At 62.0% G+C, this 11,535-nt stretch carries 9 protein-coding genes; 4 read left to right on the top strand and 5 right to left on the bottom strand.

What is annotated here, in order from left to right; all coding sequences use genetic code 11:
• The first annotated feature begins 32 nt into the window (after positions 1 to 32).
• Positions 33 to 287 carry a hypothetical protein gene (locus tag BLJAPNOD_RS29245; protein WP_077501100.1) on the top strand — a complete coding sequence of 85 codons (255 nt, stop codon included), beginning with the start codon at positions 33 to 35 and terminating at the stop codon, positions 285 to 287.
• A gap of 129 nt (positions 288 to 416) precedes the next feature.
• On the opposite strand, the gene BLJAPNOD_RS29240 is transcribed toward BLJAPNOD_RS29245, so the two are convergent.
• Both BLJAPNOD_RS29240 and BLJAPNOD_RS29235 read right to left on the bottom strand, forming a co-directional pair.
• Entirely contained in the window at positions 417 to 563 is a 147-nt protein-coding gene (locus BLJAPNOD_RS29240) for a DUF1127 domain-containing protein (protein ID WP_115422377.1), read from the bottom strand.
• A gap of 182 nt (positions 564 to 745) precedes the next feature.
• Positions 746 to 3,781, bottom strand: coding sequence for a PAS domain-containing protein (locus tag BLJAPNOD_RS29235; RefSeq protein ID WP_115422376.1), 3,036 nt, complete (start codon positions 3,779 to 3,781; stop codon positions 746 to 748).
• A 327-nt stretch (positions 3,782 to 4,108) separates the two neighbouring features.
• Here BLJAPNOD_RS29235 and BLJAPNOD_RS29230 point away from each other — a divergent pair, with 327 nt between their 5' ends.
• Positions 4,109 to 4,555 carry a PRC-barrel domain-containing protein gene (locus BLJAPNOD_RS29230; protein WP_077501097.1) on the top strand — a complete coding sequence of 149 codons (447 nt, stop codon included), beginning with the start codon at positions 4,109 to 4,111 and terminating at the stop codon, positions 4,553 to 4,555.
• 94 nt (positions 4,556 to 4,649) lie between these two features.
• Here the strand turns inward: BLJAPNOD_RS29230 and BLJAPNOD_RS29225 are convergent, their stop codons facing one another.
• Positions 4,650 to 5,597 carry a LysR family transcriptional regulator gene (locus tag BLJAPNOD_RS29225; protein ID WP_077501096.1) on the bottom strand — a complete coding sequence of 316 codons (948 nt, stop codon included), beginning with the start codon at positions 5,595 to 5,597 and terminating at the stop codon, positions 4,650 to 4,652.
• 193 nt (positions 5,598 to 5,790) lie between these two features.
• Between BLJAPNOD_RS29225 and BLJAPNOD_RS29220 the strand changes: the two genes are divergently transcribed.
• On the top strand, positions 5,791 to 7,485 hold the full coding sequence (locus BLJAPNOD_RS29220; protein WP_115422375.1) for a GMC family oxidoreductase: 1,695 nt from the start codon (positions 5,791 to 5,793) through the stop codon (positions 7,483 to 7,485).
• 82 nt (positions 7,486 to 7,567) lie between these two features.
• Here BLJAPNOD_RS29220 and BLJAPNOD_RS29215 read toward each other — a convergent pair whose 3' ends face one another.
• Entirely contained in the window at positions 7,568 to 8,431 is an 864-nt protein-coding gene (locus BLJAPNOD_RS29215) for an alpha/beta hydrolase (protein WP_115422374.1), read from the bottom strand.
• Positions 8,432 to 8,647: 216 nt separating this feature from the next.
• Between BLJAPNOD_RS29215 and BLJAPNOD_RS29210 the strand changes: the two genes are divergently transcribed.
• Positions 8,648 to 9,325: a hypothetical protein gene (locus tag BLJAPNOD_RS29210; protein ID WP_115422373.1), complete on the top strand. Its 678-nt coding sequence runs from the start codon at positions 8,648 to 8,650 to the stop codon at positions 9,323 to 9,325.
• Between the two features lie 24 nt (positions 9,326 to 9,349).
• On the opposite strand, the gene BLJAPNOD_RS29205 is transcribed toward BLJAPNOD_RS29210, so the two are convergent.
• On the bottom strand, positions 9,350 to 11,419 hold the full coding sequence (locus tag BLJAPNOD_RS29205; RefSeq protein ID WP_115422372.1) for a prolyl oligopeptidase family serine peptidase: 2,070 nt from the start codon (positions 11,417 to 11,419) through the stop codon (positions 9,350 to 9,352).
• Positions 11,420 to 11,535 lie beyond the last annotated feature (116 nt).

Raw genomic sequence — 11,535 nt, 5'->3', positions numbered from 1 at the left:
AATTCCGTCGGCCCGCCAAGGAGGATTTCCCAATGTACGGCAAGTATTTATGTGCGGCAGCCATGGTTTTCGGCCTGACGACGCCTGCGTTTTCGCAGGCCGACATCGTCTGCGACACTGCGTCCTTGACGAAGCTGGAAACGGACGCCAGTTCAATCTCGGACGGCGCCAAAAAGATCGAAGCCACCAAGGAAATCGGAATGGCCAAGGAGGCCATGGCTGCAAACGACATGGAAAAATGCAAGTCCCATATGGGCAACGCGGTCAAGGGCATGGACGCGATGTAACGCGGTCGGTTTCGGCCGCGGCTTAGCCACCCGTCGACCTCGCTTCGCAGAAGATGTACGGACAAAACAAAAGCGCCCGCTCGTTGCCGAGCAGGCGCTTCATGAATTGATCAATGGTCTCAGGCGCGATTAGCGGCCGTAGGCAGTCCGTGCGATCGCCGGAATGTCCGAGCGGTCGATGCCGAGGTCGCGCAATTCGCGAGAGGACATGCGGCCCAGTTCGGAGACCGTCTGCCGGTACTTGAGCCAGTTGTTGAAAGAGCGTGCTACGTTCATGATGATCCCCTTTCCTTGGGCTTTCGAAGCCTAGCTGCCAGTCCTTGGCGCTTCGTTCGCTTCGATGAGGGGAATATAGTCGACAGCCCTCGCGCACAGTAGCGCCAAGACGTCAGCCCACCCCTGCAAGCCGCGCATGGATCATTGTTCCCCTGGGCACTGCAAAAGCCATGAGATCAGGATCAAGCTCCGCCGGCCTCGCGCTCGCTGGCGCTGTCTATCGCCAGTTTCAGGCTTCGCTCAGTGTAGGGCTTTACCAGGAGCACGGCGGACGGGTCCGCACCCGGTGGCACCGACGTCTCGCCCGTGGCAAAGACGATGCCAATGCCGGGACGGATCTCGCGCACCGCCACGGCCAGATCGCCGCCCTGCATATCCGGAAGGCCGATATCGGTCAGCAGGATGTCAATGCTGGTCGCTTCTGCCGCCGAAATCGCCTGCGCTGCAGTCCCTGCTTCAATCACGTCGTGGCCGAGGTCACGCAGCACCTCCGCCGTGTTCATGCGAATGAGAAAGTCGTCCTCGACGAGAAGAAGCTTCAGCGGCGCGCGCTCCTCTGCCGGAGTGGCCGTATTTGTGGCCGCACCCGGCTCGCGCTGCGTCGCCTGACGGCGGTTGGCCAGCAGGTGCCGAATGCGACGATCCAGCGCCTCACGGGTATAGGGCTTCGACAAAAGCTCGACGCCATGGTCGAGCTTTCCGCCGTGCACGATCGAATTCTCGGTATAGCCCGAGGTAAACAACACCACGAGATTTGGAAGGCGCGCCTTGGCGAGCTTTGCCATTTCAGGGCTTTTCAGTGTTCCCGGCATCACCACGTCGGTAAAGAGCACATCGATGGCGACACCGCTTTCCACCACCGACAATCCGCTCTGCGCGTCGCGCGCCGTCAGCACGCGGTAGCCAAGTTCGCCGAGCGTCTCGACCACGGTGTTGCGGACTTCTTCGTCGTCCTCCACCACCAGCACGGTTTCCGTTCCGCCGACGGCAGCACCGGCGGTATGGACGGCCGTTTCGCGCTCTTCCTCGGCAATCTCCCTCGGCAGGTACAGCTTGACCGTCGTCCCGTGGCCTTCTTCGCTGTAGATCTTCACGTGGCCGTTGGACTGCTTGGCAAAGCCATAGACCATGGAGAGCCCGAGACCAGTGCCCTTGCCTTCCGGCTTGGTGGAGAAGAACGGTTCGAAGACCTGCTCAAGGATGTCGGGCGACATGCCAGACCCGGTGTCCGATACCGCCAGAATGACATATTGGCCGGCGCTGACATCGGCGTGCGTTGCGGCGTAATGATCGTCGAGGAAGGCATTGCCGACTTCGATGGTCAGCTTTCCGGCGCCATCCATGGCGTCGCGCGCGTTGATCGCCAGGTTGAGCAGGGCGTTTTCCACCTGCGTCGGATCCGCGAGCGTATTCCAGAGCCCACCGGCAACGATCACCTCGATATCGACGCCCTCGCCGATCGAGCGGCGCAGGAGGTCGTCCATGCCCTTGACGAACCGGCCGACATTGATGACCTTCGGTTCGAGCGCTTGGCGACGGCCGAAGGCCAGCAGCTGGCTCGCAAGCTTTGCCCCACGCGCGACACCCGCGAGGGCATTGTCGACCCGGCTTGCTGCGCGCTCGTTGCCAGAGACGTCCCTCGATAGGAGCTGAAGATTTCCGGCAACCACCTGCAGCAGGTTGTTGAAGTCGTGCGCCACCCCGCCCGTCAGCTTGCCGATGGTCTCCATCTTCTGCGATTGTTGCAACGCCTTTTGCGACAGGAGCAGCTGCTCGCTGCGCTCTGCGATCCGCTCTTCGAGCGTCGCGTTCAGATCCGCCAGAGCCGCCTCGTTCTTCTTGGCGTGGTCGATGTCGGTGTTCGTGCCGACCCAGCGCCACACGTCGCCGCATTCTCCCTTGACCGGAACGGCCCTGACCAGATGCCAGCGATAACGGCCGTCAGCCCTGCGAATGCGAAACTCGGTCTGGTAGACCTCATTTTCCGCCAACGCCGCCGACCACGTTGCCGCCGCCTTTTCCAGATCGTCCGGATGCACGATCGATGCCCAGCCGTTGCCCACGAGTTCCCCAGCGCTCTTGCCGCTGAACGCGAGCACGCGATCGTTGAACCAGTCGAGCTGACCATCCGGCCTTGCCGTCCAGACATGGTTGAGCATCGATTGCGATAGTGTTCTGAATTCCGCCTCGCTTGCCTTCAGCGCCAGTTCGGTGCGCCGGCGGTCGGTGACGTCGCTAAAGAGAACGGCAACATGTTCTGATCCGACCCCGTCGATCGGAAAGGCCTGGACTTGATACCAGCGGCCAAGCGCCTCGGCGGAGTTCTCGAAGCTTACCGGCTCACCGGTGCGGGCCACTTTGCCATAAATATCGAACCAGTACTGTTCATGACCGGCGGCGATATCGCGACGGACGCGCTTGCCGACGGCCGAGGTGATGCCCGTGTGATTCTCGAACGCGGAATTGACCTCAAGGAATTCGTAGTCGACCGGCACCCCATCCGCATCCCAGATCATCTTGATGACACAAAATCCGTCGGGCAGCATTTCGAACAGCGATCGATAGCGCTGGCGGTTCGCATGGGCATCGCTTTCGGCCAATCTGCGAGCGGTGATGTCGAACAGGACGCCGGGGAAACGCGCCGGCCGGTGTCCCTTGGCTTGCACAAGGCGCCCTCGCGCAAGGACATGGGACAGCGATCCATCGGACCGAAGGATGCGGTATTCACTGTTGAACGCAGGACCGCCGGCAACCGCATCCTCGATCTCCCGGGTCACCCGAGCCCGATCGTCCGGATGGATGCCGGCGGCAAAGTGCGCAAGCGGCAGGCCTTCTCTGGCGCTCTCGGGATTCACGCCAAACGCCTGCGCGAAGCGCGTGTCGGCAACCACGCGGTCGGCGGCAATGTCCCAATCCCAGGCGCCGATGACATCGGCGTTGGCAAAGGTCAGCTCGAGCTGCTCCTCCAGCAGTTGCCGGCCGTTGCCTCTCAGCGCCCATACGGAGCCGCCATCCGGAGACGGCACTTTCTCGGCATCGAGATCCTGGGGGCCGGTCGAGCCTATGAAGAAGCCACGCTCATCGAAGATCGCCGACAGCGGTCGCCCGACCACATCGTCGCGCGACCAGCCGAGCAACCGCTCGGCCCCCTCGCTCCAGCCGGAAATCACATTATCGGAACTGACGAAAACAAGCGGCGGCGTGAGCGTGGTGTCCATGGTTCATTTCGTATCGCCGCGACAGGGTCTGCAGGCAGTTGAGAGTGCAACGGGGCATGAAAGCGGTGGTTGGCCCGAAGGGCCTTGCGGGCAAGAAGCTACGTTAAATGTCCGTTTTCGGTCGAAGTTCAAGGCCGCCGCGCGATATTTCGAACCACGATCGAAAGCCGGCATTCCCGGCCAAATAGTGATCGTCAGAATACCCCCTATGAAAACAGCTCGGACGAAAGTCGATATTTTTCAAACGGGTAGCGGAACACTTCGCACCGAGCGCCGTTATCGATCTGTCACGGCAGATCAACTGCCGGTATCATGCAGGAGTTTCATATGAAGTTGTTTCCCATCGTTGCCGCGACCGTTTTCTCCCTGTCTGCGTCGGCAGCCCTGGCACAGGAAGCCGCCGCAACGGGCGCCGACGCAACGTTGGCCGGCCCGGGCCTGACCATGGGCAAGGCCGCGACGATGCCGCTGAAATACGTTAACATCCAGGACAGCGATCTGGTCGTGTCGAAGCTGATCGGCGTTGATCTCTACAACAAGAACGACGAAACGATCGGCGAGATCTCCGACGTCGTCATCGGCGGCGGAAAGTCGGTGATCGGAATTGTTGCAAGCGTCGGCGGCTTTCTTGGCGTCGGCGAAAGCTACGTCGTTCTTGACCCCGCGTCGATCGCCCTTGCCGAAGAAGACGGTACCTGGAAGGCCTATGTCGACACCACCAAGGACGACCTGACGAAGGCGCCGAAACTCGACTACTCCAAACTGAAGAAGTAAGTCGGCAAAGCTAGCCCCATAGCTGACTGAGTATCCGCCTGCACTGGGCTGCAAACGCCCGGTGCAGGCGGATGTGTAATCGCGACGACGATCGTCAGGCGGTGTCTCTGCGGTCCGTGCGCCATATCCGGTCGATGACGTCAAACGCCAGCGCGACGTTGGGATCGGTGCGCCGGGGCCGAAGGCAGACAAAGCCGAGCGTGGTTTCGAGCTTGACCCGGTCGGCAATGACAAGCCCGTTTGCCTGTTGCTCGCCAAGCGCGATCGACTCCCGACAAAGGCTGAGCCCGAGCCCGGTGCGCACCATCGCCAGCATCGATGTTTCCTGATCGACGAGAGCGACAACATTCTGCTTGAGGTTCAGGTCACCGAGCTTTCTAGCAAGCAGCCGGTGGTGAACCGAAGCCGGCGGCGTTCCGATCCAGGGCAAGGCCGCAAGCTCGCTCCAGTCCTTGTCCGCAACGATGCCGGCAAAGGCCGGTGGTGCGACGACACGGTAGGTCAGCCGCGACAGCGGCTTGACGAAAAACTGCGCATCGGGCTCGCGGGCCAAAGCATCTGTGCTCGTGCCGAAGTCATCGAGATCGCCGAGAAAAAAGCCGACATCGAGTTCGTTGCGCTTCAAACCGATGGCGACTTCGCCGCTCATGCCCTGGCGCAGCGTGGTTTCGATGCCCGGTCCGCTTTCGACCAGAGCCTGGAGGAAGGCGCCGAGCCGGGTAAATTCCGGGTCGATGATCGTGCCGATCCGCAGCGTGCCGCGAAGCCGTGCCGTCAGATGCATGGCCGTCTGCCGGAACTCGGTCACCGAAGCCAGCACCTGTTCGCCCTTGGCCGCAAGAAGCGCACCGTCGCGGGTCAGTTCAAGCCCACTGGCTGTTCGATGAAACAGCGTGAGGCCGAGCTCCTGCGACAGGCGCTTTACCTGCAGGCTGACGGCCGGCTGGGTCAGATGCAAAAGCTCGGATGCCCGCGTGACGTTGCCTTCCCGCGCCACGGTGACGAAAGCCCTTAACAATCGCAGATCCAGATGATCAGCCATATAAACTTTCCTTATAATGCTGAGCTCTATTTATCATTGGATTTCGGCATGCGGTAGCCGTTTACTCATCCTTGGGAGGATCGCAATGCCGCGATCGCTGATGGACGTTATAAAGGTAGGGTGATCTTGGTCCGCGGTACGGTGCAAGCCGCGACTCGTTCATCCCCTTTCGCCGAATTGGGAAGTGCTTGCGATGAAAACCGACACATCGACTGCTGACGCCGCCGTTTTCGACTATGTGGTCGTCGGCGCCGGCTCGGCCGGCTGCCTGCTTGCCAACCGCCTCAGCCGCGACCCCGGCAAGCGGGTGCTGCTGATCGAGGCGGGCCGGCGCGACAACTATCCCTGGATCCACATCCCGGTCGGCTACCTCTATTGCATCGGCAATCCGCGCACCGACTGGCTCTACAAGACCGAACCGGAAGCGGGATTGAACGGTCGATCACTGCGCTATCCGCGCGGCAAGACGCTTGGCGGCTGCTCTTCGATCAACGGCATGATCTACATGCGCGGGCAATCGCGCGACTATGAGAGCTGGGCAGCGAAGACCAACGACCGCGAATGGTCCTGGGAGAATTCTCTTCAGGACTTCAAGGCCCATGAGGACCACTACCGGCTCGACGGTGGCGCCGATCCCGCAACCGGCGACAACAGCCGCTTTTCGGACATGCATGGCCGCGGCGGCGAGTGGCGCATCGAAAAACAGCGGTTGAGGTGGGACATCCTGGAATCTTTCGCCGAGGCCGCCGTCGAGGCCGGCATCCCGCGATCGACAGACTTCAACAGCGGTGACAACGAGGGGGTCGGCTATTTCGAGGTCAACCAGAAATCGGGCTGGCGGCTGAACACCTCCAAGGCCTTCCTGCGGCCAGTGCGCCACCGACGCAATCTGGTCATCTGGACTGAGGCCGAAGTCGAAAAGCTGATGATCGAAACGTCAGCCGATGGCGTCAAGCGCTGTTCGGGCGTCTCGCTTTTCCGTGGCAACGACAAGGTGACGGTGCGGGCGAAGACCGAGGTCATTCTCTCGGCGGGAGCGATCGGCTCGCCGCAGATCCTGCAACTCTCGGGCATCGGACCGGCCGCGCTGTCGCAGGCCATGGGCATCTCCGTCGAACAGGAGGCCCCCGGCGTTGGCGAGAACCTGCAGGACCACCTGCAGATCCGCGCGGTCTTCAAGGTGAAGAACGCCAAGACGCTCAACACGCTGGCGAGCAATCTTGTCGGCAAGGCCCGGATCGGGCTCGAATATGTGCTTAAGCGCAGCGGGCCGATGAGCATGTCGCCGTCGCAGCTCGGCGCCTTTACCCGCTCCGACCCAGATCGCGCCCATGCCAACCTCGAATATCACGTGCAGCCACTCAGCCTCGACGCCTTCGGCGAGCCGCTGCACAGTTTTCCGGCCTTCACCGCCAGCGTCTGCAATCTCAACCCGACGAGCCGCGGCCATGTGCGGATCCGCTCGCGCCATCGCGGCGACGCCCCGGCCATCGCCCCGAACTATCTGAGCACGGACGAAGATCGCAAGATCGCCGCCGACAGCATCCGGCAGATCCGGTCGATTGTCAGCCAGCCGGCGCTTTCGCGATACGAGCCGGTCGAATGGAAGCCCGGAGTGGAATTCCAAAGCGATGGTGAATTGGCGAAACTTGCCGGCGATATCGCCAACACCATCTTCCATCCTGTCGGCACGGCCCGGATGGGCGACAAGGACGACACCATGGCCGTCGTCGACAGCCGGCTCAAGGTCCGGGGGATCGAGGGACTGCGCGTCGTCGACGCCAGCGTGATGCCGACCATTACCAGCGGCAACACCAGCGCGCCGACCATGATGATTGCGGAGAAAGCCGCTCGCTGGATTATCGCAGACGCGCAGAAGCGGGCATAGACAGGCCGCACCCAGGCTGCGGTCGGCACTAGGCACATGACGGGTGCGCCTCGCTTTACAAGCCAAGGCGCACCGGCAATTGCTATTGGAACATGCCCTTCGGCGTCTCGCCCTTGAAGAAAGGGACGATCAGGGCCTCGAGCAACTCCGGCTGGTTGATGACGGCCGTGTGCGAGGTTGCCGGCAGGATGGCGAGGCGGGAGGCGGGAAGCGGCTTGCCCATGTCTCCCATGCCGCCGCCGCCAAGCAACCGGAACATCGCGACCGTATGCTCCAGCGTCGCGACATCGGCATCGCCGGCAATCACCAGCACCGGAGTCTTCATCGCCTTGACATCCTTTTCCCAGGCCATCGGCTCCTTCTCAAGCGCGATCAGCTTGGCGACGAGCGCCGGGAAACCATCCGGGTTGGCGGCAAGTTTGCGATAGTCCTCGGCAAACGGCATGCCGGCGAACATCTCGACAGTCATCTGCGGAATGAATGCCTTGAACTCGGGCTGCCAGCCCTCGGCATCGTAGCCGACAGAAGCTGCCGCCAGCTTGTTCACCTTGTCGGGGTGGCGGATGGCGAGTTGCAGCCCGGCCGCTGCCCCCATGGAATAGCCGAAGACGTCCGCCTTCTTGACGCCGACGGCATCCATGAAGGCAGCCACGTCGTCCGCGAGATTTGGATAGGTGATCGGCCGGTCGATGTCGGTCGTGCGCCCATGCCCCTGGAACTCGATCGCATAGACCTTGTTGGTCTCGGCGAGCTTGGGAATGATCGCGCCCATCGACGGAATGGTCATATAGGCGCCGTGCAGCACGACCAGCGGCTCGCCCTCGCCGGACACTTCGTAATACATCGTCATGCCGTTGACTTCGACGCGCTTGCCGACCGGCTGGCTGTCGGCAAGCGCGGGCCCTGCAATGAAGAAGGCTGCGGCGATAAGGGCAGTCCGAAACATATCTCTTTCCTCACGGTTTCATGCGTTCTGACAGTAAGACGAGCGAACGCCGCACGCGCCGACATCGCCCTTGATTTTTTTCGCGCAGCCTCCCGCAATGCCCGGCGCACCTACCGCGCGCTAAACCCATGCACCGTCACAAAACTGTCATAAACAGAGGGCCGGGTCGCGGGCGTTCAGTTCCGATTGGCCACGACAACGCGAGGACGAGACGCCATGAGTGCCAAGGCACAGACGCATTCGCCGAAGGCCCCAGCCGGCCGGTGGCATCGCTCGGAGGCCGGCACGATCATCGCCGTTCTCCTCGTTTCTGTCGCCATTCTTGCGTCGCTGGTGGTTGCCGACCGGGTGTTCGGGATCGATTACTACGATCTCGTTCGCGACCCGAACGCGATCGCCCGCAACCCCGGCTATTTCGGCATCGTCTCCAACATCGGGATCATCTTCTGGATCGTCGGCGCAACCGCGGCACTTCAGGCCTTCGCGGCAACGTTCGTCGAGGGGGCCACGCCTCTCACGCGAACATTGCTCGCCGGCGGGCTCTTCGCAGCTCTCATGGGTATCGACGATTTCCTCATGCTGCATGAGGCCGTCGCGACCATGGGCATCCCGGAAGAAGTGGTTCTCCTACCGCACATGATCCTGCTGGGTGCACTCTGCTCCTGCGCCTACAGCGTTCGGGCAGCAACGCCGCGATTGCTGCTTGTCGGTTCTGTCCTGTCGATGGGACTGTCCTTCGCCACCGATATGGCGCCGGTCCATGTCGGTGGGGCCACCTTCGTCGAAGAGGCCTTCAAGCTCGTCGGCATCCTTTTCCTGACCACCTATCTCGTCGCCATCAGCCACCAGGCGCTGCGACATGGCGGGGCGCTGAAGCGCCCGGCCATCGGATAGGAGCCGGCATTGGCTGACGCGCGGTCACTTTGTCCCGCCCTTCAGCGCCCCCTCCAGGAAGACATACTTCATCGCCGTCTGCGCCGCCTGTATCCGGCGGTCACCACGCCCGCCATGGCCGCCTTCGGTCTCCTCGAAGAAGAGCGCATTTGCATGGCCGGCAGCCTGCAGCTTCGCCGCCATTTTGCGGGCGTGACCGGGATGCACCCGGTCGTCTGCGGTCGACGTCGTCAGCAGCACCGGTGGATATTCGGCGTCGTCAGCGACGTGCTGGTAGGGAGAATAGCTTGCCAGCCATGCCGCTTCCTCGGGCTTCGTGGGATCGCCATATTCGGCCATCCAGGACGCGCCCGGCGGCAATTCCGTATAACGAAGCATGTCGAGCAGCGGCACTTCGATGATGACAGCGCCGAAAAGCTCGGGCCGCTGGACCAAGGAAACGCCGGCGAGCAGGCCGCCATTCGATCCACCTTGAATGCCGAGCATCGAAGGGGTCGAGATCCCGCGCCGCACCAGATCTTCTGCAACGGCGGCAAAGTCGTCGAACGCGTTCTGTCGCTTCTCCTTGAGTGCCGCCTGGTGCCACCGAGGACCGAACTCGCCACCACCACGAATATTGGCCTGGACATAAACATAGCCCTTTTCGAGCCAGAGCTTGCCGCGCACGCCGGCATAACCGGGCAGCAGCGGGACTTCGAAACCGCCATAGCCGTAGAGCAAGGCCGGCACCGGCTCCTGCTGGTCGCGACGCCGCACGACGAAATAGGGAATGAGTGTGCCGTCCTTCGAGCGCGCCTCGAACTGTTCCGAGACCAGCTCGGACGCGTCGAAGCGCGCCGGCTGCGCCTTGACCGTCGTCAGCGTCGCGCCGTCGTCGTCAGACCAGATGATCGAGCTCGGCGTCAGGAAGTCAGTGAAGGAGAACGAGACGCTGGAGCCGAACTGATTGATATGGCTAATGGCGACATTGCCGTTTTCGGGCAAGGCAACCGGCGTGAGCGACCACCCGTGCTCGCCGCGCTCCGCAAACACCACGCGACCGCGCACATTGTCCATGAGACTGACGAACAGGCGATTGCGCGTACTCGCGACATGCGCGATCGAAACGCGCTCTGCGGGCGGCAGCACCGTCTCGATGGCACCGATGTCATCCCTCTCCAGCCAGCGCTTGAAATCGAAGGCGTAAAGTCCGTCTGGCAGGCATATCGCGCCGCCCGGAGCGGACCAGGGGCTGCGCACGCCGAAGACGATCTGACCCTTCAAAAGGGCGATGTCGCCGACATCGTCCGGCAGCGGCAGCCGCCGGTTTTCGCCCGAAGCGAGCCTGAGAAAATGATGGCCGGAATAGAAGTCGATCGATCGCGTCAGCAGCAGGTATTGCGCGTCACCGTCGAACTCGAGTGCCCCGCCGACAGCAAGATCCTCAACCTGGCCCTCGAAGATCGGCACCGCCTCGGCGAGGCTCGTTCCGCGTTTCCACAATTTGACCACGCGAGGATAGCCGGATTGCGTCCTCTCGTCCGCCTCGAAGGCGGCCGCAACGATGACCGTATCGATGTCGAGCCAGCTGAAATTCGATTTCGAAACGGGTGCCTGAAATCCGCCCTCGACAAAGGTCCCGGTTTCGATGTCGAACTCGCGCATTTCACTGGCATCGCCGCCATCCGGTGACAGGTTCAGGAGGCAACGGTTGAAATCCGGATAGAGACGGCGCGCGCCACTGAACACCCATTTGACGCCCTCCTGAGCCGAAAGCGCGTCGAAGTCGATGATCGTTTGCCAATCCGGCGCGTCGGTCTTGTAGGAGGCGACGGTGGTGCGGCGCCAGAGGCCGAGGACATTCGCCTTGTCCTGCCAGAAGTTATAGACGTGGCCGCGCAGTTCATAGCCGACCGCGATGTTGTCTTCTGCCGTCATCAGTTCCAGCGCCGTTTCGTACAGCGGCCGGTAGGAAGGGTCGCCCTGCAGCCTGTCCTTCGTCAGCCCGTTCTGGCGATGCACCCAGTCGAGCGAAGCACCGGACGTCCTGTCCTCGAGCCAAAGAAACGGATCGTCGCCAATCGTCGAAAGATTTGGGGAAACGGGCTTGGTCATGAACTCTCCAGCGGCAATATCAGTGAAGCAATCGGGACGTGTAGCAGCGGTATATGTTGTCTCATCACCTGGCTTTGCAATGCCAAAGGTCGATTAACGGCTTGCCCTGTTTGGGC

This window comes from Ensifer sp. M14 (genome assembly GCF_003355565.1).
In the GTDB taxonomy this organism is placed as follows: domain Bacteria; phylum Pseudomonadota; class Alphaproteobacteria; order Rhizobiales; family Rhizobiaceae; genus Ensifer.
The sequence above is the reverse complement of the archived record's forward strand: the minus strand, read 5'-3'. Positions and strand labels throughout refer to the sequence as shown.